Genomic DNA, 25216 nt, shown 5'->3' with positions numbered 1-25216 from the left:
CGAAGCCGGACTCATCCATCCAGTGCGCCGTTGACCCTGCTTGCCGGATGGATCATGTGGTGGTGATTGTTCCAGTAGATTCCGACGTAGACGAAGCTGGGCAGGTAGCTGAGGACCGTGGGTGCGACGGAACTCAAATCACCATCCACATTAGGTCTCCTCAGCCATGGACTGGAGATCTGGCTCTGCTTGTGCGGGCGATGCCTTTCTACTCCCTGATGTACGGAGCAGAGAGCGCAACGTCTGGATGGTGTCGGCTTCGGCGGCAGTCTTGTCGTCACGGTAGCGCTTGACGCGTGCGAACCGAAGGGCGATTCCACCCGGATAGCGGGGCGAGTGCTGGACGCCGTCGATAGCGATCTCGACAACGGTGACCGGTTCGGTCCACACCGTGCCCGCCGTACGCCGCACCTCCAACTCTTGGAACTTTTCAGTCTGCCACTGCAGCAGTGCATCGGTGAGGCCCTTGAAAGTCTTGCCCACCATCACGTAATTGCCGGGTTCGCCAAACTCGCCAACAGGGTCCAGGGCACCGAGGTGCAGGTTGGACAGCAGCCCGGCGCGCCGTCCGGACCCCCATTCGCAGGCGAGTACCACCAGGTCGTAGGTGAGCACTGGCTTCACCTTGATCCAGTTCGAACCCCGCCGCCCGGCGGCGTAGGCCGAGCCCAGCGCCTTCACGACCACACCCTCGTGGCCGGCGTCCAGCGCATCGCGCGAGACGCTCTCGGCAACAGAGGCATCCTCAGTGATTTTCCCCGGGATGCGATGACCGGGTGCGATCCGCTCGAGCACGCCGATGCGTGTGGCCAACGGCTCGTCGAGCAGGTCGCGCCCGTCGACGTGCAGCACGTCAAAAAACCACGGATGCAGCAGTGTGGTGCGCGCGGCGTTCGTCCCGAACCGGGACATGGTTTCCTGGAACGGCCGGGGCCTGCCGTCCTCGTCGAGGGCCAAGGTCTCGCCGTCGAGGATCACATCGCGAACGGGCAGTCCGCGCACCACGTCCACCACCTCAGGCAGCCGATGGGTCACTTCGGCCAGGGTGCGGGTGTAGATGTGCACGTCATCGCCAGCACGGTGCACCTGGATGCGTGCGCCGTCGAGCTTGTACTCCACCGACGCTTCTCCCGTCGCCTCCAGCGCCTCGCCGGTACTGGCCGCGGTTGCGGCGAGCATGGGCTGGACCGGACGCCCGACGACGAGGCCGACTGCGTCAAGCTGGGCCGCGGTGCCCGTGATCGCCAGCAGGGCAGTCGCGCCGAGATCGCCGGAGAGCATCGCTGCGCGGCGTACGGCCTCGACCGGCCTGCCGGCGGCGCGGGCAACGGCGTCCGTCAGGACGCCCTCGAGTGCACCGGTACGAAGTTCTCCGAGCAGCACGCCGGCGATGAACGTCTGCTCTCGTTCTGTGGCTTCCGCCATCAGAGTCCGAAGAGTGGCGGCGCGTTCCACGGTGGAGCCAGCGCCTGCGCCCGCCAGCAGCCGGTCCAACGCAACGTCGAGGTGGGCGATGGTGAGATTCGACTCAGGAGAGGGCTCGCCCTTGGCCGCCCTCATGCCGCTCCAGCCGATCCCTACCCGGCCCTGGCGAGGCTTGGCGGTGAGCAAACCGACCGCCGTCGGGATGTCAGCGGGGTCGAGCCGAAGCAGCAGGCCTGCCAGTTCCTTGATCTTGGCGATCCGGGAACGCGTGGCCGCGACGGCTTCCGAGGTCCTCACGAGCTCATCGAGCAGCATGGCACCAGTCTGTCACGGCTGCTGTCCATGGACAGCGATTATGCCTTGTCCAGAAGCGGCAAACTTTGCCACAGCGGGTTGGTGGGCCCCACTTCCTATGGCGCTCATCGGCAGCCGGCGCGAACATCCCGTTGCCGCGTTGACCAGGAGCTTGTCCTTGATCTTGCCAGGAAATCTGCAGACGCCGTGATCCATGCAGCAGCGCCGGTGACGGCTTTCATGGTCGGTTACGCCGCAGGGCTTGAAGCTGGGAAAGGAAGCCGGGGATCGGACGTTTTACCTGCCGTGGCGACTAACAAGGCGGCAGACATCGCCTTCAAGCTCTGTTCTGACCGGGCGGAAGGAAAGGGCTGGGAGCCGACAAATCAGTCGTAGAGCCGAGAACCCCTGACCGTAAGTCCTGGCACAGGGGAGAACGGGACGACTCAGCCCGCGAAGCCGGTAGCCGACTTTAGAACAGCGGCCAAGGGACCGCCGGCATTCCGCCGACTGGGGCCGGAAATCGTCCCGTCAGCCGCAGCCGAGCGCAGCGCGCGGTGAGCGACGCGATTTCTTCGGCAGTGAGCAGGTCCGCCAGATTCCGGCCCAGCTCGCTCTTCAGTCCTTCGGTGACGCGATCGATCCCGTCGAGTTCCTCCGCTGTCAGGGCCTCACCCAGCCATCCCCAGAGCACCGTGCGCAGTTTATGTTCGCTGTGAAAAGTGAGTCCGTGGTCTACACCGTGCCGGTGTCCGTCCGTCATGGCGAGTATGTGGTTTCCTTTGCGGTCAGCGTTGTTGACGACCAGGTCGAACACGGCCATGCGTCTCAGCGTCGGCGAATCTTCGTGGACGAGGGCCACCGTCTGACCGTTCTCATCTTGTCCTTCGAGAACGTGTTTCCAGCCCGTCTCGGGCAGGTGGTCCGCTGCAATCAGGTCCACGGCTCTTTGGGCGGGCTCTTGCTCCTGCCAGAGCTGCACCATCCCTTCGCCCAGAGGACCATCACGTAGCCAGGTGTGCGGCACAACGTCCCAGCCGAGAACCTGCGAGACCAGGTATGCGGCCACCTCCCGGTGGGCGAGGGTGCCGTCGGGGAAATCCCATAGGGGACTCTCGCCCGCTATCGGCTTATAGACGACCGGCACGTCGCCGATGCTGCCTAGAAATGTGGCGTTTGAGGCCGTCGTAATGCGGCCTGAAAGCGTCAGCTCGGCGGTCACCAGGTCCAGCACCGGCATTAGACCTCGGGGAGGGTGCAGTCGTGCCCGTCCGCGTCCATGGGGTAACCGCAGAGCGGGCATATCGGCCGCCCGGCTCCCACAATCTCACGGGTGCGCTTGGCGAACGCGCGGGCGGTGCCGACCGGCATGCGCACCAGCATCATTTCGGTTTCGTTGGTGCCGCCCTCAACAAGCCGTTCGTCGTTCTCATCAGCATCAACGTCGGTAAGGGGGTAAGCCTCGACGACGATCTGGGCCGTGGTCGGGTCCCAATCCAAGGTCATGGCGCCGGTGCGAAACTGCTCCAGAGGGGGTTCGATCGGGTCATTGTCGACGAGTTCACGGGGCGTACCCGTAGGAACGCTGAAGGGGTTGCCGTCGAGGGTGATGAGCTGATCGAGGATTTCGTCGATCTTCTCCGCAAGCAGAGCCGACTGCTGTTTCTCAAGGGCAATACTCACGATCTGCGCCCCGGTCCGCACTTGCAGGTAGAACGTGCGCGCTCCGGGAAGGCCGATGGTGCCAATGACAACCCGATCAGGCCAGGCAAACTCGTGAACGCGTGTAGGCATGCCAGTAGTTTAGGCACATGACCTTCACGACGTCTTCTGTCCTGCGCCGCCGCCCACCGGTGCATCGCCCGAACGGATGCCGTTCGACAGCCATGACAGGTCACCGGCTTCGGTATTGGTCGCATGGACGCTGGGGCGACTCGCGCTGTAGTGGACGATTGATACGGAACCGGGGCTGACGTTTATACGCTGGAACAGGTCAAGGTGCATGCCGAGCGCGTCCGCAAGGATTGACTTGATGACGTCACCGTGACTCACGGCCACCCACACGGCCCCTGGCCCGCGCCGGGCTTCGAAGGCAGCATCGTGGCGTCGAATCGCTGCCACGGACCGAGCCTGCATCGCGGCCATGGATTCACCGCCGGGAAAGACGACGGCGGACGGTTGCGACTGCACCATAGGCCACAAATCCTCGGTGGCTAGATCACCGAGCTTTCGGCCCTGCCACTGGCCGTAATCGCACTCGGTGAGATCGGGATCGACCACTGTGGACGGCGAGCCGGCCTGGCGGTCGATGATGAGCTGGGCGGTCTGCTGGCAACGTTCAAGAGGGCTCGATACCACCCCGACGACGGGCACGGCCGCGAGCCGGTCACCAGTCAGAGCCGCTTGGTCGCACCCTAGTTGGTCCAGGCCGATGCCGTCGGCCCGACCGGCCAACAATCCACTGGCATTGGCTGTGGTGCGGCCGTGCCGCACGAGAAGTAGTGTTGCCATCCATCCAGCCTAGCCACCCTCCGGCTGGTGGTGTGGACCATACCGGGTCACGGTCCGAACGGTCTCGCTAAAGAATTCCCAGACACGCCGTTCGGGTCCCGGCATGTACAACTTTGTGGTCGGCGCACGTACCGATGACATGATCTACAGCAAATGTCGTGAAGTTTCTTCTGGATCCGGTTAACCGTGACTCCATACGGACTCCAGGCTCGTCGAATCTGTGTGGCCAGTTCTACCTACGAACGGAAGTCCGGGGATTGGCGCCGTTTCCTTGCTCCCCTGATGCGTACCGGCGCGACCCCGCAGTTGGTGCGCCGGTGGATTCCCGCTGGAGGAGGACGGGTCCGACCGAAGAGTCTGCGACTGCCTCCACGCCGGAAAGTCGCTGTTCAAGCATTCGGAATGCCCTGACACCGAGGTCGTTGAAATCAGGTGCCACGGTACTCAGTGCCGGCCAAGTGAATTCGCTGAAGGGCTGGTTGTCCCAGCCGATAATCGAGACGTCGTCCGGGACCTTGATGCCCTTTTCGTAGAGTGCGCGCAGTGCGGCTACAGCCAGACCGTCGTTGGAACAGAACACAGCCGTGATGCCGGGGTCGGCCGCGATCCGAAGCCCTTGTTCGTAGCCGGAGCGCGCTGCCCGTGTCGCCTCAAGGACAGGAGGGGGCGTGATTCCGGCGTCCGTAAGGGCATCGTGCCAGCCTTGGTAGCGGCCGGAGAACTGGGTGAGCGGAAACAAGCCCAGGTGATGGACGGTGCTGTGCCCAAGTTCCAGCAGGTGTTCCGTGGCGGCCCGCCCGGCTGCGTATTCGTCGATGAAAGCGTAGGGAAAGCCGGGTTGACCAACAGGGAAACCGGACGCTGCAACCGTAGGAATGGCGCTTGGTAGCTGCTTCAGGACCTCGGCAGCGGACGGGTCGAAGTCCAGGACGATGATGCCGGCGAGTTGTTGCTGAAGGGCTACCTCCAACGCTGCTTTGACGTCTGATTCTTCGGCGGACTTCACGGCGGAGATGACTACCGAGTAGCCGGCGGCTTGGGCCACCGCTTCGATGCCGGCCAAGGTGTTCGCGTAGCCATAGGCGGAAGTGCTGGCCGCGAAGATCGCGATCATGGTCCGTTCGCCGCTCTTTAGGGCCCGTGCCAGGGAACTTGGACGGTAGTTGAGCTCCTTGATTGCTGCTTCGACCTTGGCGCGGAGGCCCTCGCTAACGGGGATATTGCCCGTTAGGACGCGCGAGACCGTGGGAACTGAAACGCCGGCCAGGCGTGCCACGTCTGCAATGACTGGCGGTTTGGAGTCTTTGGAAATTCTCATGTGGATCCTCGTCGTACAGTTTGCGTCTTCCTGCGAAGGTTATCCCGAAATACCGTCTTGGGTGGCAATTTCCCTTCGCATCAGAAGCCAGGCGAGGAGCGCGGGTACGAGACCGCTGCCCAGGGGAATCAGGGTGGGGATCCTGGATGCGAGGAGCAACCACGTGGCGAAGGCAATGACGCATCCGGCGAGCGCCAGGGGTTTGGTGAGGAAGATCCGGGCCGCCCCGTCCAGGAGCCCACGTCGGGAAGTATCGTCGTCGGCGTCCATCGCTGTTCCGAGCAGGGCAATGTAGGCAGCCACGCCGGCGCCACACAACGGGATGATGATGCAGAGCGCTACTGTGCCGAGGACTCCTGGCGTCGACAGCCAGAACAAAATGGAGAACGTGGCTGCGCCCATGGCAAGCGGCGCCAACAGCCCGGGTACTCCAAGGCGCGGCCAGGCCCATGTGAACTCGGTGAAGAATGCCCGCGTGACGCCCGGTCGGTCCTGAAGCACAATCTTGCGGAAGGCTCTCTGTAGTGCGATGGCTGCCGGGACCATGGTGAAGAGCGGCAGGCTGACCAGCAGGAACAGCAACTGCAGCAGTAGAACATCTCCGACTGTTTCAAGCCCTGCCATAACAGCGGCTCCCCGTGGGCGGCGTTTTTGCTGGTCCATGCGTCCATCCATTCATAGCAGCGAGGTTGCTGTCAGAGCCCTCCTGAGTTCACCCATTTTAGGAAGTGAAATCTGTGACTTGCATCTCTGATATCGGTATCATACAGTGGTTTGCACACGCTATCCACCGTCGGATGGCTAAATCAGGAGGATTGATATGGCACGTCGACGTGCAGGATTTCTCGCGCTGGCAGTGGCCGGTACTCTCGCCCTCGGAGCTTGTGGTTCGGGCGGAACATCGACTGCACCGGCATCCAACCCTGCCGAGGTGACGGGGACCCTGCGGGTCCTGGTGCCCAGCTACCCTGCGAGCAACGAGGGCAAGGCGGCACTGCAAAAAGTAGTGGATTCATTCAACGCCAAGTACCCCAAGGTGACGGTTGAACCGGACTTCGCTACGTTCGACACCCTCAACCAGAAGATCTCTACCTCGATTGCAGGAGGCCAGGGCTACGACGTCCTGGTGACAGGTATTGGCTGGGTTCCGCCATTCGCGGCAAAGAACGTGTTCGAGGACCTTTCATCGTTCGGCGCCACTGCCGATTCGCTGGGGGAGTCGACCAACCCGGCGCTCGTCCCCGCGGCTGAATACAAAGACAAGGTGTACGCCGTTCCCTTGATCGCCGGCCCCAAGCCCTTGGCCTTACGGAAGTCGCTCTTCGAGAAGGCGGGGCTCGATCCGAGCAAGCCGCCCACAACCATGGCCGAGATCAGGACCGCTGCAGAGAAACTCACCGTCAAGGATGCCGCGGGTAATATCACCCAGGCCGGTTTCGACTTCTGGGCTGCGCCCGGTGGCTACCGCCAGGATTTCGTGGCCCTGCTTGGTTCGCTTGGGAAGCCGCTGTACAACACTGATGGCGACCCTCAATTCGCCGGAGAAGAAGGTGTTCAGACCCTTGAGTGGATGAAGTCCATGGTGAACAACGTCCAGAAGTACGGCGCACAGAACGCCGCCAAGTCTCCTCTGGTCAATACAGGTGAGGCAGCAATGGGCTTCACCGGTGGCTACATCGACTGCTCTGACAAAGGTGTGGGAAAGGCGGTGTGCGATGACCTCGTGTACTTCAACCTCAAGGAGAAGGACGGCTCCATGTTTACGGGCGGCCAGCTCGCCTCAGTAGGCAAGAGCAGCAAGCTCAAGTCCGCGGCCTGGGACTTCATCCAGGAACTGAGCAAGCCCGAAGCTGAGTCAGGTATCGCGACACTGAACTTCGCCGTTCCGGCGGCAAAGGATGCGGCGCAATCGGACGTTGTGAAATCGAACCCCGCCAGCACGTTTGTTGCCGCGAACCTCGGTGACGCCAAGTTTGAGGGCGGGGCTGCCAACTGGCTGGACCTGCGTGGAACCTTTGGCACAAGCCTGGATGATGCGCTGCTGGGTAAGAAGTCAGCCCAGGAGACACTGTCAGCCCTGGAAAAGCAGTCAAAGTGAGCACCTTGAAAGAAACGACGCCGGTGGTGCGCGCGGCACACGGGGCAAGACCCCGGGCTTCGCGCCCCACAGGGCGGGACGGCTCACGCCTCACCCGCCAGCAATCCCGGGCAGGTTGGTGGCTTCTCGCGCCCGCCTTGCTCCACTCCACCTTCTTCCTTGCAGTGCCGGCAGTCGCGGCCGTCTTCCTCAGCTTCACCAACTACGACTTCTCCGGAGCCTGGCAGCTGATCGGCGCCGAGAACTACGTGGAGCTGTTCCAAGACACCCGATTCCAAGCAGCCCTGTGGAACACGATCAGCTACACCTTGGTGGTTGTGCCACTGTCCATGGCCCTGGCTTTGGTCATCGCCCTCGGCCTGAACCAGAAGATTCGCGGACTGGGTTTCTTCCGGACCGTCTACTATCTTCCGGTCGTCACTGCCACCGTTGCCGTTGCGTCCGTGTGGCTGTGGATCTATCAGCCGAGCACGGGCCTCGCGAACGCCGTGGGCAGCCTCTTCGGCCTGGCACGGTCAGAGTGGCTGAACGATCCGGGTACGGCATTGCCGGCCTTGATGGCGGTCGGCATCTGGCAGGGTCTCGGTGCCAAAATGATCGTCTACCTGGCAGCAATGCAGGGCGTCTCGAAAGAATTGCTGGAGGCCGCCAACCTCGACGGCGCCAACCGTTGGCAAGTGTTCCGCAATGTGGTGTGGCCTGCCCTGGGGCCTGCCCACTACTTCGTCCTGATCACGGCGATCGTGCAGACATTCCAGGTATTTGATTTGGTCTTCGTCATGACCAAGGGCGGGCCAGTGAACTCCACGACCGTTCTGACCTTCGACATCTATAACAACGCCTTCGAAGGGCTGCGGCTGGGGTATGCCTCCGCTGAAACAGTCATCATGCTCATACTCATTGCGACCTTCATCTACCTGGGTGGTCGTTCACAAAGGAAGAACCAGGATGCGTAAGAAGAACCTCACGCCCGGTCGAGTGGTCCTCTACGCAGTGCTGCTCCTGGGAAGCGTGCTGATGATCGGCCCGTTCATCTGGATGGTCCTCACGGCACTGAAGTCGACAGGTGAAGTCAGTACCTTCACCTGGCTCCCAACCGAGTTCCATTGGTCCAACTTCGTAGAAGCAATGGATGCTGCTCCCTTCCTGCGCTACTTCTGGAACAGCTTGGTCCTCACTGTTGGACAGACTGCGTTGACGCTGGTGTTCTGCACCATGGCGGGCTACGCACTGGCCAAGGCGCCAATTCGTGGTGCGAAGGGAATCCTGAACTACTTCATCGCGCTGATGATGGTCCCGTTCCAGATCATCCTGGTTCCGCTCTTCCTGCTAGTGAAGTCCATCCCTCTGTTCGGTGGGAACGACATCTTTGGCCAAGGCGGCACCGGTTGGCTCAATACCTGGTGGGCCCTCATCATCCCCTTGGCCATCGCGCCTCTTTACACCTTCCTCGCCCGCCAGTTCTACGTCACGCTCCCCTCGGAACTCGCGGATGCTGCGCGGGTGGATGGCCTCGGCGAATTCGGCATCTTCTTCAGGATCATGACGCCGCTTATCAAACCTGCGTTGGTCACCATCGGGGTCTTCCAGATTGAGGCCGCCTGGAACAGTTTCCTGTGGCCGTTGATCGTCACCAATTCCGATGAACTCAGGCCGCTACAGGTGGGACTCGCGATCTTCTCGCAGGACCCCCTCAACGTGCAATGGCCCTATCTGATGGCCGGCGCCACTTTGGCCACCCTTCCGATGATCATCCTGTTCATCTTTGCCCAGCGCCGATTCGTTGAAGGCATGGCCAGTGCCGGCCTCAAGGGCTGATAACCACCGCCTTCCCACCACTCCAAGGAACACCATGATGATGTCGCCGCTGCCCCGCTCCGTGGGCGCTGCCGAAAACCGGCTGAATCGCTGCCGGAACAAGGAGGGCCATTGAGCGCCGCACTCCACAGCAGCGCAGAGCCAAAACCTGCTCAGTTCCGGCCCAAAGTGGCCCTGGCCATGCAGGATGTGGACCTGCGGGACGCGCTGTTCTCCAAGCGGTTGAAGTCCAGGCTCGAGGCGATTGCCGACTGCGACTTCAGCGAGGTCATCCAGGACTTCTCCATCGTTCCGAATGAACTGCTGGGAGACGTTGATGTTCTGATCACCGGCTGGTTCTCTCCGAAGATCAACGCTGAAGTGCTCTCAAGGATGCCCCGGCTCCGGCTCATCGCCCACGCGGGAGGGAGCGTTAAAGCCCACGTGCTGCCTGAATGCTGGGAGCGCGGGGTGGTTGTGACCACTGCCGCGGAAGCCAACGCCCTTCCGGTCGCGGAATTTACACTGGGCCTGATCCTGCTGGCGGGCAAGTCCGCGCTGGCCGCCAGCAACCTTTACAGCCAAAGGCAAACGAAAATCGACCGGGAGCTGGAGTTCCCGGAGACCGGAAACTACGAGCGGGCAGTGGGGATCGTTGGGGCTTCCACGATCGGCAAGCTGGTTCTGGAACGGCTCCAGCCGTTTGACTTTGACGCGCTCGTCTACGACCCAACTATCTCCGATGCTGAGGCGAGGCGAATGGGCGCCCGCCGGGTTGGGCTGGATGAGCTCATGGCCTGCAGCGACATTGTTTCCCTGCATGCCCCGGTCCTCCCTGAGACGGTGAACATGATTGGATCCCGGCAGTTGGCTGCCATGAAGGACGGCTCAACGCTGATCAACACTGCCCGGGGAGAGCTGGTGGATCAGGAAGCGCTGGTCCGAGAGCTGGTTTCGCAACGGATCAACGCCTGTTTGGATGTCACCAACCCCGAGCCGCTGCCGGCAGGTAACCCCCTCTACGGCTTGCCCAACGTCCTGCTTACTCCGCACGTCGCCGGTTCGATGGGCACAGAGCTCCATCGATTGACCGCCTACGCGCTCACCGAGGTGGAACGGTACGCAGCGGGTGAGCCCCCTAAGTTTCCAGTCGGCCTGACCGACCTGGAGAGGATGGCATAGCAAATGGAACTCGTATGGACCAACCATGTACTCAACCTGACCTTGAACGCAGGAGAAAACGAGCCCGTTGGCCTTGGGTACTTCCATCCCAACAGGCCGGCCTCGGGTCCGGTTGAAAGCGGCCCCGCCCTGGTGGAGATCCTGACCGTGGGGCACGGCAGGGCAAGAACAAGCCAGCGCTACGGCGAGTCCGCCATTGGCGGCCGACTCCGCTACACCGGTCATCAATCCGGCAGGGATGGCCGTTGGCACACCCTCACCGTCCAGCAATGCGATGCGAACAGCGGGTTGGAGGTGGACGTCGTTCTCCGGGCGGCCGAGGGGAGCAGTGCTCTGCAAGCCGTTGCTATCGTTCGGAACAACGGCACGGAGTCGGTGCAGTTGCAGGCAGTCACGTCGCTTGCCGTACCTCTGTTGGCAGGGAGCCGGCACGTGGACGCAAACGACCTCCGCCTTGCGTCCGCCACGTCACAGTGGCTCGGCGAAAATCAATGGACGTTGCAGCCATTGCGTGCCGGACTTCCGAATCTGAACCTGGGATTGCACGCACAAGACCAGCGGGGGCACCTGCTCCGGGCGTCGACGTCGTCGTGGTCCACCGGCGGCCCGCTGCCGACAGGCGCGGTGACCGACGTCGACGACCAATGGTGTTGGATGTGGCAGGTTGAGCACAACGGTGGGTGGGCCTGGGAGCTGAGCGAGACCCGAAAAGGCGTCAACCTCGCCCTTCTGGGGCCCACAGATGATCAACACCAATGGCTTCACCACTTACAGCCTGGCCAGGAATTTACCACCGTGCCTGTTTCGCTCGCCGTCAGCGACCAAGGCCTGCACGGTGCTATGGCCGAGCTGACATCGCACCGGAGGGCGCTCCGTACCACCACAGCCGCCGAAGAAAACCACTCGGTGGTCTACAACGATTTCATGAACACGCTCATGGGCGACCCCAGCACCGAGAAGCTCCTTCCCCTGGTAAAAGCCGCAGCTGAGGCTGGTGCCGATATTTTCTGCATCGACGCGGGTTGGTACGACGACGGCACGGACTGGTGGGACGCAGTGGGCGAGTGGCGGCCGTCCGCCCGTCGCTTTCCCCATGGACTTTCCCACGTCACCGAGGCCATCCGGGCCTACGGTATGGGAGTTGGCCTTTGGCTCGAACCGGAGGTCATCGGCGTTCGCAGCCCTATGGCTTCGTCGCTTCCACGCAGTGCGTTTTTACAGCGCAACGGCCAACGCGTGGTTGAACACGGGAGGTATCACTTGGACTTCCGCCATCCCGCAGCCCGGGGACACATGGACGAAACCATCGACAGGCTCGTACGGGACTTCGCGGTGGACTATTTCAAGTTGGACTACAACATCACAGCGGGCCCCGGAACCGACCTCGGTGGCGTTTCAACCGGTGACGGCCTTTTGGCTCACAATCGCGCCTATCTTCAATGGCTCGACGATGTGAAGGCCCGCCACCCGCGGTTGACGGTGGAAAATTGCGCGTCTGGGGCCATGCGTCAGGATTACGCATTGTTGTCCCGTCTGGATCTGCAGTCCACCTCGGATCAGCAAGACCTGCTGCTCTACCCGCCTATCGCGGCGAACTCGTTCTTCAGTGTCTTGCCCGAACAGGCAGCCCACTGGGCCTACCCGCAGGCCGAAATGACGGATGCGGAAATCCGCTTCACCCTCGCCACGGCGATCCTTGGGCGGATGTGCCTCTCAGGTTTTCTGGATCGCATGACCCCCGGGCAGTTGCAGCTGGTCCGCCAGGCTGTCACGGCGCACAAAGAATTGCTACCTGAGATTCACGCTTCCAGCGCTTTCTGGCCGTCCGGCATCCCGCAGTGGGACGACCAGTCGTTGAGTATCGGTCTCCGCGCTCCGCAACGGGACCTGATCACCGTCTGGAACAGGGGAGGGACAGCTGGGCAACTGACGCTGGACCTTCCGCGCTGGGCTGGCACGGAAGTCACTGTGGACTGGGTCGGCCCACCCGGAGCCTTCGACTTCACGTGGGATAAGGCCGGATATCTCGCTCTGTCCGGCGTGGACGGCATTTCCGCAGGCACGTTCACGGTCAGAGCACAGCAAAGCTGACAAGGGAACCATGTACAAACTGAAGAACACGATCCGTGACTACGCTTGGGGCTCCACGACGCTGATCTCTGACTACCTCGGCACCGATCCTTCCGGGGCGCCGGAGGCGGAGATGTGGCTGGGCGCGCACGCCGGCTCGCCGTCGTCGGCGCTCCGTGAGCACGGCGCAATTCCGCTCGACCGGCTGATCTCCGCAGATCCTGACCGTCTGCTCGGTACCCGATGCCGGGAGGCCTTCGGCGACCGCCTCCCGTTCCTGATGAAGCTCCTCGCCGCCGGCTCTCCACTTTCCCTCCAAGTCCATCCAAGCAACGAACAGGCTGCTGCCGGTTTCGTGGCGGAAGAGGCTGCGGGCGTCCCCCTGGAAGCTGCCCATCGCAACTACAAGGATGCCCACCACAAACCAGAGATGATTCTTGCGCTGACTCCCATCGAAGCCTTATGCGGGTTCCGCCCGGCGGCTGAAGCGGCGTCCATCTTCGGCCACCTGGCGGGCGCATTTCGTGAAGTCGGAACTGAGGTTCCACCTGTCCTGGAGCAGGTTCGTGACATGCTCGACGGCGGTGGGGAACCTGCCGCCGTCGGCGCGGCGTTCGCCCTGCTCATCCGCGGCGGCATTTCCGTTGTGGACGCGGTTGAATCCGTGGCTGGAATCCTTCGCTTGGGCATTCCGGTAGGGCCTTTCGCCAAGGAGTTGGCGACTGCCCTGGAGCTCAGCGAGGCCTACCCCGGTGATCCGGGCGTTTTGATTTCCTTGATGCTTAACCGGGTTTCCTTGACGCCCGGCCAGGCGGTATTCCTTCCGTCCGGCAACATCCACGCCTACCTGAGCGGGCTCGGCATCGAGGTCATGGCATCCTCCGACAACGTTCTGCGGGGAGGCCTGACCGCCAAGCACATCGACACCGACGAGTTGCTCAACACTGTGGATTTCAGTCCTTTGCCGGTTCCCCTGCTGGAGGCCTTCTCGCCCACGGCCGGGGTGCACCTATGGCAGCCGCCCTTTGATGAATTCGTGCTGCAGCGGATGGAAGTCGTTGCCGGCGATGATGGACTTCCCCTCACCGGCGGAACTCCGAGCATCCTGTTGGTGGTGTCAGGTTCCGGACGGTTATCCTCGACGGGCCAATCCCTCAGCCTCAACCGGGGCGACAGTGTGTTTGTTTCCGCGAACGAGGATTTGCCCACGCTACATGGCATCGGCTCCGAACCCCTCGTTGCCTTTGCAGCCACCGTCCCGCTGCATGTGACGGCTGCCCGATGAAGGCGACCAGCCAGCCCACCATGATCGGGCTGGACATCGGCGGAACCAAAACCCACGGTGCCAGGTTCGAAGACGGCACCCCCGTGGCGGAGCGGATCACCGGCAGCGCGAATGTCCAGAACGTCAGCAGGGAAACTGCCAAGCAGAACCTCGCTGAACTCTTCGGCTCACTGGGCCAGGGAAGGATCGATGAGGTCATCGCCGGGGCCGGGGGAGTGGACACCGTCCAGGACGCGGAGTCGCTGAAGGAGCTCATTGCTCCTTTCGTGCCCGGAGCCCGCATCGAGGTGGTTCACGATTCCCGCTTGCTGCTGGCCGCGGGCGGAGTGACCACCGGTGTTGCCGTCATCGCGGGAACGGGTTCGGCCGTGTGGGGCCGCAACAGCAACGGTGAGGAGACCAGGTCAGGAGGTTGGGGGTTCCTTCTGGGCGATGAAGGGAGTGGTTATTGGCTGGGCCGCGAAGCGGTTCGTCACAGCCTGCGCAGAATGAACCAAGGCCACCAGCCGGACCTCCTCACCCAGAACCTTCTGGTGGCCTGCGAGGTAAGCCATCCAAGCCAGCTCATCGCACTGTTTCATTCAGGGCAAACCGGGCGCCGGTATTGGGCACAGCGGGCTCGCGAGGTTGTCGAGGCCGCGGAAAACGGACACAAAGCCAGTGAAAGCTTGGTGGAGCATGCCGGACAGGATCTGGCCGATCTCACAGTCCAGACTCTCGCACTCCTGGACATTTCCGGGCCCGTGATTCTGGGCGGCGGACTCGCCATGAACGTGGCCCTGATCCAAGCCGCCTTCCGGAAACAGCTCGCCAGAGCGGGCATTCACGACGTTCGCGTTGTCGAGCAGGACCCGGTCCTCGGAGTCAGCCTGCTCGCTGCCGAACTTAAGACATCATCAAAAACTACGACGACGCCGCGCAACGCGGCTTTGGAGGTCCCCATGCAATCCGTCCGTGAAGACACGCTTGATGCGATACCAGTCACCCCATCGGCAGGAACCCTGGTTCCGCTGCCGTTATCCGCCGTCGCCATCGCCGGGGGCTTCTGGGGCGAACGGCAAAGGCTGAACCGGGAATCCATCATTCCGCACGCAGTCTCCTGGGTTAACCGCCTGGAGTGGGTAGGCAATCTTGAAAAGGCGGCCACAGGTGAGAAATACGAGCACCGGGGCCGGGAGTTCGCCGACTCCGAGGTATACAAGCTCATTGAAGCCATGTCCTGGGAGCACGCACGTTCGGGAGCTTCTGAACTTGACGAAGTTCTGGACGCCTTTATCGGCAAGCTCGCTGAGGCGCAGGATCCAGACGGATATCTCCACACCCTCTTCGGCAGGCCCTGGCAGCAGCCCCGCTATTCGGATTTCAAATGGGGGCACGAGCTGTACTGTTTCGGCCACCTCATTCAGTCCGCGGTGGCCAACTTCCGTTCCACCGGCTCCACCAAACTCCTCGACGTCGCTACGAAACTGGCCGACCACGTCTGCACGATGTTCGGCCCTGGCGGCCTCGACAAAGTATGCGGTCATGCCGAAATTGAAGTGGCGCTTGTGGAGTTATTCCGGGCAACTGGCCGGAGGCGGTACTTGGACCAAGCCAAGGTCTTCGTCGAACGGCGTGGCACTGGGACGCTTCCATTATTCGAATTCGGGCAGGCGTATTGGCAGGACGACATCCCAGTACGGGCCGCGACGGTATTGCGCGGACACGCCGTGCGGGCGCTTTACCTGGCGGCCGGCGCTGTGGACGTAGCAGTGGAAACCGGCGACTCAGAGCTCCTGGACGCATTGAAGCTCCAATGGGACAACACCTTGGCCCGGCGAACCTACATCACCGGTGGGATGGGCTCGCACCACATGGATGAGGCATTCGGCGACGACTTCGTCCTTCCCCCGGACCGCTCGTACTGCGAAACCTGTGCCGGCGTTGCCTCGATCATGTTCAGTTGGCGGCTGCTCCTGGCAACGGGCGAGGCAAAGTATGCGGACCTCATCGAACGAACCCTTTACAACATCGTTGCCACATCGCCCTCTGCTGACGGCAAATCCTTCTTCTACGCAAACACCCTGCACCAACGCACCACTGCTGGCGAAGCCCCGCTGAACGCGGACGGCGTATGCATCCGCGGAGGTTCCACGGGCCGCCAGGCGTGGTTCGAGGTCTCGTGCTGCCCACCCAACGTGGCAAGGACGTTGGCCAGTTTCGGCGGTTACGTAGCAACCGCAGACGATGAAGGTGTACAGATCCACCAGTACGCTTCCTCCCGGATTCGCTCGAAGGTAGCAGCCGGACACGTGGATCTCGATATCGACACGGAGTACCCCAGCAGTGGCCGAATCGTGGTCACTGTGGTGGCGGCGCCGTCGTCGTCCATTAATTTGTCGTTCCGAGTGCCGGGCTGGGCCGCAGGCGCCACGTTGGACACCGGATCTGGGCCGAAGCCTGTGGGGACCGGGAACGTCCACGTGAACCAGACATTTCAGCCAGGGCATCAGCTGATCCTTGAGCTTCCGATGCAGCCGCGCTTTTCCTTGCCGGATGACCGGATTGATGCTGTTCGCGGATGCGTGGCTGTTGAGCGGGGCCCGGAGGTTTTTGCCCTGGAATCCGTCGATCTGCCGGCAGGATGGCAACTTGAAAACGTTCAAGTCGACATGTCAGCCGGGCTGGGAGACGCAGATGGCTCAGTGGCTGTCACAGTACGTGGCCTGAACAGAACCGGGGGGCATAGCGGCTGGCCTTTCGAAGTGCAGACTCCACGGAAGTCGATGGACACAATCGTTGTACCGCTGGTCCCATATCACTCCTGGGCAGAGCGTGGCAGCTCAACCATGCGGATTTGGATTCCGGTAGCCAGCACGCTCTGATTACTCAAGAAAGAGGCTGGTGCTGCGGCGTCAGGCCTTCCCTGAATATGAGCTTCAATCGATCGGCGTACATGCCGTGCCGTGGATCGGTGAAGCACTGGCAAGCACCCAGGTGAAGTTTTAATGCGCATATCCGGCTGCTGCCTCGGTGAGTGTTTTTCCTTTCGTCTCCGGGGCGAGCCATTGGGATAGTCCGGCCCCGGCCAGGGCGACCGCGGCGGCGACCAGCATCGTAGGTCCAGCGCCCAGGGATTCCATCGACATTGGCATGAGGAAGATGCCGATGCCCGCCCCTACCCGGCTGACGGCGGCGGCGAACCCGGTTCCTATTCCTCGGATCTCTGTGGGAAGGACTTCTCCCGGATAGACATTCGTCAGGGTGTTGTAGCCGGCATTGAAGAAGGAGAACACCAGGAAGAGAGTGAGGACGGCGAAAGCCGGGGCACCAGCCCACAGCCCAATAATTGCCAGTACTACACCGCAGAGCCACTGAGGAGGGACGGTGAGCGTTCGGCGGCCGACCCTTTCGATCAGCAAGAAAATGACGATCACTCCGGCCAGGGCGATTGCAGAGAGCCCGACGCCGCCGGCGAGCCCATACTGGTTCAGCACGTTGTCCGCGAAAGTGGCAATTGCGAAGTAGGGGGTCACTGCACAGAACCAAAAGGCCGAGATGAAGAGCGTCGATCGCCAGTACTGCCTGGAAAACAACATTCCAAAGCTCCCTTTGCGAACGTCCTCATGACGGACATCGTCAAGGGCGTCATCCGGTAGGTACTTTTTGGCAAGTGCCTGGGCTTCTTCCTTGCGTCCGACGCTCCACAACCAGCGTAGTGACTCCGGCATGCCCAGGCGGCCAAGGAAAATGGCGACGGCTATGAAAGTACTCGTGCCCAGAATGAAGTGCCAGCTCAGGTCGGTGTATTCGCTTCCCCGGGGACGTTGAACCGTTTGCTGGGTGCGCCTGTGCGGGACATTCGGCTTGCCGTTCGCGCGCTCACCGAAGATGGGTTGGTCACCGCCGCCAGATCAGATTCCGTGGTGGTGCGAATTCCCTCCCTTGATGACGTATCAGAGACCTACATGGCCCGGCGTGCATTGGGCGCGATCGTGGTACGAGCGGCCAGCCGATGGAGCCCCGAAGGCCGATCCCGCGTCAAGAACCACTTGGATGAGCTGGGCGATTGTGCTCGCCGCAACGATGTCACCCGGGCCCACTACTTGGATATGGATTTCCAGATCGCACTGTTTGAGGCATCAGGCTTGAATCGAATACCGGCAATTTTGGAGACGCTGACCAAGCAGGCATTCATGCATTTTGCGGTCATGGGCGCGCGCTATGCATTCTCCCCGACAATAATTCTCGACAAAAATACTGAGATTCTTGTAGCAATCGATGCCGGAGATCTTAGGGCCGCAACCTTGAGCTGGCAGACCAAGATGGACGTCGGCCTCAATTACCTTGCCCAACACATTTCGGCCATGAATGCCTTGAACGAAGGACGGGGCATGAACCGGGGCTAGCCGCTCACTGTGGGGCCCGTTTTGCGCGCTCCGGCACGTCTGGTCAAATCTGGCACATGCACCACTATTTGCTGGCGGATCGATGACATGCAGGGTCGGTCATCTAGACTGAATTTCATCGAGGCGGAGCGCGCTTTCTTCGCTGCTGGCCACGGTGACTGGGTTCTTTCGCTGAATTAGCGTGATGCTAAGAACGCGATGGCGGGGTCGGTCAAAGTGACGGCGGAGAAGTTACGCGACCAGCCGCGGTCGAGGGGACAACCGGTTCCTGACCATTTCTGGAAGGCTGGCGTAGTGCAGAAGATTTCCACGTGCTTATGGTTCGAGAACCAGGCTGACGAAGCGGCCAGGTTTTACACGTCGGTATTTGAGGATTCGTCCATCGGGCAATCGATGCCCGGGCCCGACGGCGGCGTCATCACGGTTGAGTTTGAGATTGAAGGACGGCAGTTCATGGCGCTTAACGGCGGCCAGGCCTTCAATTTCACCGAAGCGGTGTCGCTCGTTGTGAACTGCGATTCTCAGGACGAAGTTGACCGCTACTGGGCAGCGCTCCTTGATGGGGGAGAGGAGAGCCAATGCGGGTGGTTGAAGGACAAATTCGGCCTGTCGTGGCAGATTGTGCCGACGGCCCTGCCGGCGCTGTTGTCGGGGCCGGACCCGGCAGGCGCCCAGCGCGCCATGGAAGCGATGCTGAAGATGCGGAAGCTGGATATCAACGTTCTGCAAAAGGCGTACGACGGCGACTAAAAGTTTTGGGGGACAGGGGCCTTGGAGCGCTGTTAGCATGACGGCAGGTGACGTGCGCACCGATCACAACAATGAGGAGAACTGACTGATGACAACCCGCCTCAACCCCTACATTTCGTTCAGCGACAATGCCCGGGACGCGATCAACTTCTACGAATCCGTCTTCGGCGGCGAACTCACGCTGAGCACGTTTGGTGATTATCACGCCAGCGAGGACCCGGCCGAGGCCGACAAGGTCATGCACTCCCAGTTGGTGACGCCGAACGGGCTGACGCTCATGGCGGCCGACACGCCCAATGGCATGGAGTACAACCCGGGCAACAACATTTCAGTGTCCCTCAGTGGCGAATCCTCGGATGAGGCCGAGTTGCGGGGCTACTGGGACAAACTTGTCGACGGCGGCACGGTCACCATGCCGCTCGAAAGCGCCCCCTGGGGTGACGTATTCGGGATGTGCGTCGACAAATTCGGTATCGCCTGGCTCGTGAACATCGCAGGCTCCCAGCAGGAGCAATAACCAAACGCAGCACTGAGTTTCGCGAAATGCCCCGTCCAACGCCGCTTGGACGGGGCATTCGGCTGTTAACAGAAAGCTTGCGCCAGGGAACCTAGCTCGCCGGATCGTACATGAACTCCCGCAGCTCTTGTGAGCAGCGGCAGGCAGTTGCGATTTTTCTCGCCCACTCTTCGGCAGCCTCGCGCTTCGGCAGCTCAAGGACGGTGAAACCGCCGTTGAGCTTCGAGCCGGGATAGGTGTCGGTGGCTACAGACCCGTCGGCGGCGACAAGCGCTGGCTGGACGCCCTCGTTGATCCCGCCCCCGAACACGTAAACACCGGCGGCCTTGGCCTCCTCGATCACAGCGTGGGATTCGGCGACCACAATCGGGAACTCTTCGTCCGTGAGCACCATGGCTTCACTCGGGAATGAGATGAGGTACTTGGTCATGTGTCGATGGTGCCCCTCGGCGCTCTCGACGGCAACCCGTCAGTAAAGCCTTGCGCCTCGGGCTACGAAAGTTTGGGCGAGGGCGATACCAAAGCTGACGACAATAGCCACGACATTGAGGGCCACCTTTACCGGTTTTGTGACCCGACCGCCGTCGATCAATTGGAGTCGAGCGTCCTACAGGCCGCCGATGACGCGGGCCGGGAAGACGTGGATCATCAATGCATGACGAAGATTCCAGCGCTCGGGCACTGGCCCGCAGCTGCGCTGGCGAGGCAATTCCAGACGCAGTAGTCGGCAGCGGCCCAGAATTTGCGTTGCGCGGAACCGGTTCCCAACAGCAGTACCCAGCATCGACAGTGAACTCGTTGAGTCCTTTCACGTGTCGCGCCAGATGCCCTAAGTAAGAGGAGTGAAAACAATGTCGTTACCCACATCTCAAGACGAAATTGAATCAGCAGAAAGTACCCGAAGCTATCGGCCTTCTGCGCTTGTCATCTTCTCGCTCGTTGCCGCAGTCTGCGTCACGGCGTTTGAGTCTGGCATGATCTACATCTTGCTGCCTCGGTTCGGCGAGCTCTTTGACGTTCCGGCGTCAACTACAGCTTGGACCGTCACGGCCTTCATGCTCGTTGCCGCAACGGCTGCGCTTGTTGGGGGCCGTCTTGGCGATATGTACGGCCGCAAACGAGTCCTCATTATCGTCATGCTGATCTCAGCCCTCGGCTCAGGCATCAGCATCTTCGGCGACTCGATGGGCGCGATCATCATCGGCCGCGGTGTGCAAGGCGTCGCGGGCGCGATCATGCCGCTGTGCTACGGCCTCGCGCGGGAAGCGTTGCCCCGGCACAAGCTCGGCATCGGCCTCGGAGCGATGAGCGGTGCAGGGCTCGTGGCCGGTGCCGGCGGATCAATTCTTGCCGGTCGCATTCTCGATATCTGGGATTGGCACGTCATCTTCATCTTTGCCGGGGCCCTCGCGGTCATCGCGGCGTTCATCGTGGCCGTGAGCATTCCCGCTTCGAAGCGCTTCTCACAACTCCCCAAGTTTGACCTCGTGGGGGCGTTACTGTTGACTCCCGGCCTCACCGCGGTTCTGTACGGGCTGACCCAGGGTCCCGCTTGGGGGTGGACCAGCCTGCCGGTCGTTGGTCTCGTTGCCAGCGGAGTTGTGGTGCTCGCAGTTTGGGTGAGGTGGGAGCTTCGACAGACCGATCCACTCATGAATCTCCGGGTGCTCGGCGACCGGCGCGTTTCGCTCACCATCGTCGCAACCTCTGTCATGGGCCTCGGCCCTTCGGGCGCCCTTGTCATCGTGCTGCCGCTCATCATGCTTGCGCCAGTGACCCTCGCCGTCGGTCTCGGGCTGTCTGCCACTGCGGCCGGTTCCTTTGCTGCCGTGACAGCCCTCGTCGGATTCCTCATTAGCCCACTTACCGGCATCGTCGCCAGCAAGTGGGGCGGGCGTTTCACGCTCGTCGTCGGGGTGTCGCTGTACATCGTGACCTGCCTCATCATCTTCTTCGGCTACAACTCGATCCCGGCAATGGTCGCCGCGCACATCACGCTCGCGGGTGCCGCGTGCTTCAGCCTCACCGCCTACCCGAAGCTCATTACCGAAAGCGTTCCCGAAGAAGTCACCAGCGAAATCACCGGCGTTATGTTGACCGCGGGCAGCATGTTTGCGGCGATCGGCGTGTCCATCGGTTCGGTGATTCTGGCGTCGTCAACGACCGAAGGCACCCCGTTCCCAACCCTCGGTGCGATTCAGGCCTGCCTCACCCTCTTCATTGTGTGTGCTGTCATCGTGCTGGGCCTCGTCCTGGCGATGGGCCACAGCAAGGTCACCCCGAAGGCTGCCGAGCAGAGCGGTGCCCCCGAGCTGGCAGAGGTTGAGTAAGACCTAGCCGACCTACTCACTCACCCCCTGCACCGTCCGGCGGGGCACCCCGCCGCACGGATCCACACCCATTGAATGAAAGGCAAGCACATGAACCACCAACGATTTACGGGAAAGACAGCCATTGTCACCGGAGCCGGGCGAGGAATCGGACGAGATACGGCGCTCCTCCTGGCCCGCGAAGGCGCCAACGTCGTCGTTAACGACCTGGGCGGTTCCCCCAACGGCGGCGGAAGCAACGCGTCGATCGCGCAGCAAGTGGTCGACGAGATCCGGGCCGCGGGCGGCCAGGCCGTGGCCGAAGGTTCGAGCGTGGACAGCATGGCCGGAGGGAAGGCCGTCGTCGAGGTGGCCATGGACACTTTCGGTGGGATCGACATTCTGGTGAACAACGCCGGCATCATACGGCCGGCCCGCATCGACCGCATGAGCGAGCAAGACTTCGACCAGGTGTTGGCCGTGAACCTCAAGGGCTACTTCGCTACAATCAACCAGGCAGCCCCGCACTTGATGCAGTGCGGCGGTTCGATCGTGAATCTCTCGTCGCCGTCAGGCATCGGCCACTACGGAATGGGCAACTACTCTGCTGCAAAGGAAGGCGTCGTTGGCCTCTCCCGCACCGTCGCCCGCGACCTGGGGGAGTTCGGCGTGCGCAGCAACGTCGTGCGCCCGAGCACCGCAAACAGCAACATGGCCACACCCGAGAACATGGCGAGCCTGGGCTACGCGGTGGATTCCCTTGGCATCCCGCCCCTCGCCAACATGTGGATGGACGGCGGGGGAGCGCCCTACGCCGCCGATCCGCATTCCTCGCACGCCGCCGCCGCAATCGCGTGGCTGTGCACCGACCAAGCCAGGGCGATTAACGGACGCGAGCTGTTTATCGCGGGGTGCCACATCGCGTTCTACCAGGAGTCAGAGCTCATCCGCTCACGGTTCCATCGCGACGGCTGGGATCTCGATTCGCTGTGCAACGATGCAACCACCACCGCGCTTACCTGGGATCAGCGCAACCTCTTCGACGGCTCGCTCGCGAACGCTGACTTCAGCAGCGCCGATGCCGGCCTGAAGTAGGATCCACCGCTCGTTGCCTGGGGCCAGATTGGCCTCGGCAGTAGTTGGGGCTACTGCCGAGGCCAATGTGCTGTGTTGATCCGTGAGCCCTGAGCGTCGTCTTCCTACAGGAGGGCGGGCATGGCGCCTCAGTTCTCCGTGTTTACGCCCAGTGCCTTTGCGAACACTGCGAAGGTTTCCCGAGACTCGCGCTGGGTGATCGCAGCGTAAGTTGCGAGGCTGGAACCGTGGAACGTGCCCGGATAGAGATGGAGCTCGACGCTCACCCCCGCGTCAAGGAGCTTCTGCGCGTACGCGAGGTTTTCGTCGCGCAGTGGATCGTACTGCATGACCGAGATATACGTCGGCGGGAGCCCCGACAGCTCGGTGGCGCGCGCAGGCGCAGCATACCGTGAGACCCCGTCGGTGCCGCGCACGCCGTCGCCGAGGTAGGCGTCCCAGCTTTCCTCGGCCGCCCTTCTCGTCCACATCGGCGTGTCGGTGAACCGCTGCATGCTGAGGGTGGTGAGGCGGTCATCGATCTCCGGCACCCCGAGGTACTGAAAGACGGGCGTGACTCCGCCCCGGTCGCGCGTGAGCAGCGCCAGCCCGGCGCAGAGCCCGCCGCCGGCACTATCACCCTGAATTGCAATGTTCGCTGGGTCGATGCCCAGGGCCTCCGCATGATCTGCGACCCATTGCAGCCCGGCGTAACAGTCCTCGAGTCCTGCGGGGAACGGGTGCTCGGGCGCTAAGCGGTAGTCGACAGAGATGATCACAACACCCAAGTCTCGAGCAAGCGGAATGTTGATGTCGTCTCGCATGGACGCGAAACCAACGGTGAACCCGCCGCCGTGAATGTAGTAGATCGCACCTGTACTCTTGCGAACACTGGGGGCGATGATGTGCAGCGTAACCTCGGGCGCGCCGTCGGGACCGGGAATCATCTCGGCGTAGACCCGCACGCCGGAGATATCAATGTCGCTGGAGCCCGCCACATACTGGGCGAGCTGCTCGCGCACCTCTGCGACCGACTGGGAAGGGGCGCTCTGGTCAGGCAACATCGCCAGCACCGGTTCGAGCTCGGAATCAAATTGATAAGTCATGTCGTCCATCTTGTATGTCCGCCGCACCTCATGCACCCACTGGCCGTCGGGTATAGCTGCCCAAAAGCCCGACAGGCTGCTGATGACCAGTGCATGAATCCGGCTCATCATCAATGCATGACAACCTTTCCCACGCTCGATCCCGAACTCGCAGCCGCGGTGTCCATGCTTCCCAAGGGAGATTTCAGCGATCTCCCGGTCGCCCGATCCGCCATGAACAGCCTCATCGACGCGTTCCTCGCGGAGCTGTCATACGAGGATGCGCATCTTCAGGTGCTCTCAGTCCCAGGCATGGGAGAGGACCCCGACGTCGAGGTTCGCTTTTTCACGCCGGAAGACGCGACAGGCCAAATCCCGGTACTCATGTGGATCCACGGCGGTGGTTTTGCGGTCGGCACGGCGGTCGCCAGCGACACCTACTGCCTCGATGTGGTGCGCAAACTCGGGTACGCGGTCGCGAGCGTCGAGTACCGGCTCGCCCCCGAGACGCCGTTCCCTGGCCCGCACAACGACTGCTACGCCGCGCTGACGTACCTCCACGCGCATGCCGACGAATTGGGAATCGACCCTGAACGCATCGCGGTGGGCGGTGAGAGTGCCGGTGGTGGGCTCGCCGCGGGCGTCGTGCTGAGAGCCAGAGACGAAGGCGTCATCCCGATCGCCTTTCAGCACCTCGAAGTCCCGGTACTCGATGACCGCATGAACACGGTTTCCATGACGAACTTCATCGACACCCCCCTATGGAATCGCCCGAACGCAGAACTGTCGTGGCGATACTACTTGGGTGCAGAGTACGCGGGTCCGTCCGACTCGAACGTATCAATCTACGCAGCGCCCGCGCGTGCGACAGATCTCAGCGGTCTTCCCCCCACCTACTTGTGCACGATGGAGCTTGATCCGCTGCGTGATGAGGGCATCGAATTCGGACTCCGGCTGCTGCAATCTGGCGTGAGTGTCGAATTGCACTCATTCCCAGGAACGTTTCACGGTTCAGGAATGGTCGTTGCCGCCGAGGTGAGCCGCCGTGGCGTTGCCGAGTCGCTGAACGCGATAAAGGGGGGACTGCGTGCTGTATCAAGAGTCTCGTAGAAT

The 25216-nt window shown here is 62.0% G+C and carries 24 protein-coding genes and 1 pseudogene; 15 read left to right on the top strand and 10 right to left on the bottom strand.

What is annotated here, in order from left to right:
• Positions 1-11: 11 nt before the first annotated feature.
• On the bottom strand, positions 12-149 hold the full coding sequence (locus ACIQC5_RS10375) for a TMEM175 family protein (RefSeq protein WP_400281334.1): 138 nt from the start codon (positions 147-149) through the stop codon (positions 12-14).
• Position 150: 1 nt separating this feature from the next.
• Entirely contained in the window at positions 151-1740 is a 1590-nt protein-coding gene (locus ACIQC5_RS10370; RefSeq protein ID WP_400281331.1) for an ATP-dependent DNA ligase, read from the bottom strand.
• Between the two features lie 27 nt (positions 1741-1767).
• On the opposite strand from ACIQC5_RS10370, the gene ACIQC5_RS10365 reads away from it, so the two are divergent.
• Entirely contained in the window at positions 1768-2115 is a 348-nt protein-coding gene (locus ACIQC5_RS10365) for a DUF6457 domain-containing protein (RefSeq protein ID WP_400281328.1), read from the top strand.
• Positions 2116-2191: 76 nt separating this feature from the next.
• Here ACIQC5_RS10365 and ACIQC5_RS10360 read toward each other — a convergent pair whose 3' ends face one another.
• The 5 genes from ACIQC5_RS10360 to ACIQC5_RS10340 all read right to left on the bottom strand — a co-directional run bounded on the left by ACIQC5_RS10360 (position 2192) and on the right by ACIQC5_RS10340 (position 6211).
• Positions 2192-2959: an SCO1664 family protein gene (locus tag ACIQC5_RS10360; RefSeq protein ID WP_400281325.1), complete on the bottom strand. Its 768-nt coding sequence runs from the start codon at positions 2957-2959 to the stop codon at positions 2192-2194.
• Positions 2959-3513 carry a DUF3090 domain-containing protein gene (locus tag ACIQC5_RS10355; protein ID WP_400281322.1) on the bottom strand — a complete coding sequence of 185 codons (555 nt, stop codon included), beginning with the start codon at positions 3511-3513 and terminating at the stop codon, positions 2959-2961. The genes ACIQC5_RS10360 and ACIQC5_RS10355 overlap by 1 nt, the downstream gene beginning before the upstream one ends.
• Before the next feature lie 24 nt (positions 3514-3537).
• Positions 3538-4230 carry an MSMEG_4193 family putative phosphomutase gene (locus ACIQC5_RS10350; RefSeq protein WP_400281319.1) on the bottom strand — a complete coding sequence of 231 codons (693 nt, stop codon included), beginning with the start codon at positions 4228-4230 and terminating at the stop codon, positions 3538-3540.
• A 232-nt stretch (positions 4231-4462) separates the two neighbouring features.
• Positions 4463-5548: a LacI family DNA-binding transcriptional regulator gene (locus tag ACIQC5_RS10345; protein ID WP_400281316.1), complete on the bottom strand. Its 1086-nt coding sequence runs from the start codon at positions 5546-5548 to the stop codon at positions 4463-4465.
• A 39-nt stretch (positions 5549-5587) separates the two neighbouring features.
• A complete protein-coding gene (locus ACIQC5_RS10340; RefSeq protein WP_400281313.1) occupies positions 5588-6211 on the bottom strand; it encodes a DUF624 domain-containing protein in 624 nt (207 codons plus the stop codon).
• 157 nt (positions 6212-6368) lie between these two features.
• Between ACIQC5_RS10340 and ACIQC5_RS10335 the strand changes: the two genes are divergently transcribed.
• From ACIQC5_RS10335 to ACIQC5_RS10300, 8 genes and pseudogenes are all read left to right on the top strand, one after another.
• Entirely contained in the window at positions 6369-7646 is a 1278-nt protein-coding gene (locus ACIQC5_RS10335; RefSeq protein ID WP_400281310.1) for an extracellular solute-binding protein, read from the top strand.
• Complete coding sequence (locus ACIQC5_RS10330) at positions 7643-8602, top strand: carbohydrate ABC transporter permease (RefSeq protein WP_400281307.1); 960 nt, start codon at positions 7643-7645, stop codon at positions 8600-8602. Before ACIQC5_RS10335 ends, ACIQC5_RS10330 begins: the two co-directional genes overlap by 4 nt.
• A complete protein-coding gene (locus ACIQC5_RS10325) occupies positions 8595-9464 on the top strand; it encodes a carbohydrate ABC transporter permease (RefSeq protein ID WP_400281304.1) in 870 nt (289 codons plus the stop codon). Before ACIQC5_RS10330 ends, ACIQC5_RS10325 begins: the two co-directional genes overlap by 8 nt.
• 111 nt (positions 9465-9575) lie before the next feature.
• Positions 9576-10625 (top strand): hydroxyacid dehydrogenase, encoded by a 1050-nt coding sequence (locus ACIQC5_RS10320; protein WP_400281302.1) that lies wholly within the window; start codon positions 9576-9578, stop codon positions 10623-10625.
• A 3-nt stretch (positions 10626-10628) separates the two neighbouring features.
• Positions 10629-12716 carry an alpha-galactosidase gene (locus ACIQC5_RS10315; protein ID WP_400281300.1) on the top strand — a complete coding sequence of 696 codons (2088 nt, stop codon included), beginning with the start codon at positions 10629-10631 and terminating at the stop codon, positions 12714-12716.
• A 10-nt stretch (positions 12717-12726) separates the two neighbouring features.
• On the top strand, positions 12727-13980 hold the full coding sequence (gene manA, locus ACIQC5_RS10310) for a mannose-6-phosphate isomerase, class I (protein ID WP_400281298.1): 1254 nt from the start codon (positions 12727-12729) through the stop codon (positions 13978-13980).
• Positions 13981-14000: 20 nt separating this feature from the next.
• Positions 14001-14864, top strand: a pseudogene (locus tag ACIQC5_RS10305) (N-acetylglucosamine kinase); the annotation flags it as partial.
• A gap of 57 nt (positions 14865-14921) precedes the next feature.
• On the top strand, positions 14922-16844 hold the full coding sequence (locus ACIQC5_RS10300) for a glycoside hydrolase family 127 protein (protein WP_400281709.1): 1923 nt from the start codon (positions 14922-14924) through the stop codon (positions 16842-16844).
• 120 nt (positions 16845-16964) lie between these two features.
• Here the strand turns inward: ACIQC5_RS10300 and ACIQC5_RS10295 are convergent, their stop codons facing one another.
• Positions 16965-17759 carry an MFS transporter gene (locus ACIQC5_RS10295; RefSeq protein ID WP_400281707.1) on the bottom strand — a complete coding sequence of 265 codons (795 nt, stop codon included), beginning with the start codon at positions 17757-17759 and terminating at the stop codon, positions 16965-16967.
• Positions 17760-17855: 96 nt separating this feature from the next.
• Here ACIQC5_RS10295 and ACIQC5_RS10290 point away from each other — a divergent pair, with 96 nt between their 5' ends.
• From ACIQC5_RS10290 to ACIQC5_RS10280, 3 genes are all read left to right on the top strand, one after another.
• Positions 17856-18368, top strand: a complete 513-nt coding sequence (locus ACIQC5_RS10290; RefSeq protein ID WP_400281295.1) for an FCD domain-containing protein — start codon at positions 17856-17858, stop codon at positions 18366-18368.
• Between the two features lie 294 nt (positions 18369-18662).
• Positions 18663-19118 carry a VOC family protein gene (locus ACIQC5_RS10285; RefSeq protein WP_400281293.1) on the top strand — a complete coding sequence of 152 codons (456 nt, stop codon included), beginning with the start codon at positions 18663-18665 and terminating at the stop codon, positions 19116-19118.
• An 88-nt stretch (positions 19119-19206) separates the two neighbouring features.
• Positions 19207-19635, top strand: coding sequence for a VOC family protein (locus tag ACIQC5_RS10280; protein WP_400281290.1), 429 nt, complete (start codon positions 19207-19209; stop codon positions 19633-19635).
• A gap of 91 nt (positions 19636-19726) precedes the next feature.
• Here the strand turns inward: ACIQC5_RS10280 and ACIQC5_RS10275 are convergent, their stop codons facing one another.
• Positions 19727-20065 (bottom strand): YciI family protein, encoded by a 339-nt coding sequence (locus ACIQC5_RS10275; RefSeq protein WP_400281287.1) that lies wholly within the window; start codon positions 20063-20065, stop codon positions 19727-19729.
• A gap of 421 nt (positions 20066-20486) precedes the next feature.
• Here ACIQC5_RS10275 and ACIQC5_RS10270 point away from each other — a divergent pair, with 421 nt between their 5' ends.
• Positions 20487-21965 (top strand): MFS transporter, encoded by a 1479-nt coding sequence (locus ACIQC5_RS10270; RefSeq protein ID WP_400281284.1) that lies wholly within the window; start codon positions 20487-20489, stop codon positions 21963-21965.
• Positions 21966-22055: 90 nt separating this feature from the next.
• Entirely contained in the window at positions 22056-23039 is a 984-nt protein-coding gene (locus ACIQC5_RS10265; RefSeq protein ID WP_400281281.1) for an SDR family NAD(P)-dependent oxidoreductase, read from the top strand.
• A gap of 128 nt (positions 23040-23167) precedes the next feature.
• Here ACIQC5_RS10265 and ACIQC5_RS10260 read toward each other — a convergent pair whose 3' ends face one another.
• On the bottom strand, positions 23168-24235 hold the full coding sequence (locus ACIQC5_RS10260; RefSeq protein WP_400281278.1) for an alpha/beta hydrolase: 1068 nt from the start codon (positions 24233-24235) through the stop codon (positions 23168-23170).
• Between the two features lie 6 nt (positions 24236-24241).
• On the opposite strand from ACIQC5_RS10260, the gene ACIQC5_RS10255 reads away from it, so the two are divergent.
• Positions 24242-25213: an alpha/beta hydrolase gene (locus ACIQC5_RS10255; protein ID WP_400281275.1), complete on the top strand. Its 972-nt coding sequence runs from the start codon at positions 24242-24244 to the stop codon at positions 25211-25213.
• Positions 25214-25216: the final 3 nt, after the last annotated feature.

Origin of the sequence: Paenarthrobacter sp. NPDC092416, assembly GCF_044755025.1 — a bacterium.
Lineage (GTDB): Bacteria > Actinomycetota > Actinomycetes > Actinomycetales > Micrococcaceae > Arthrobacter.
This window is presented reverse-complemented; position numbering and strand designations above follow the sequence as displayed.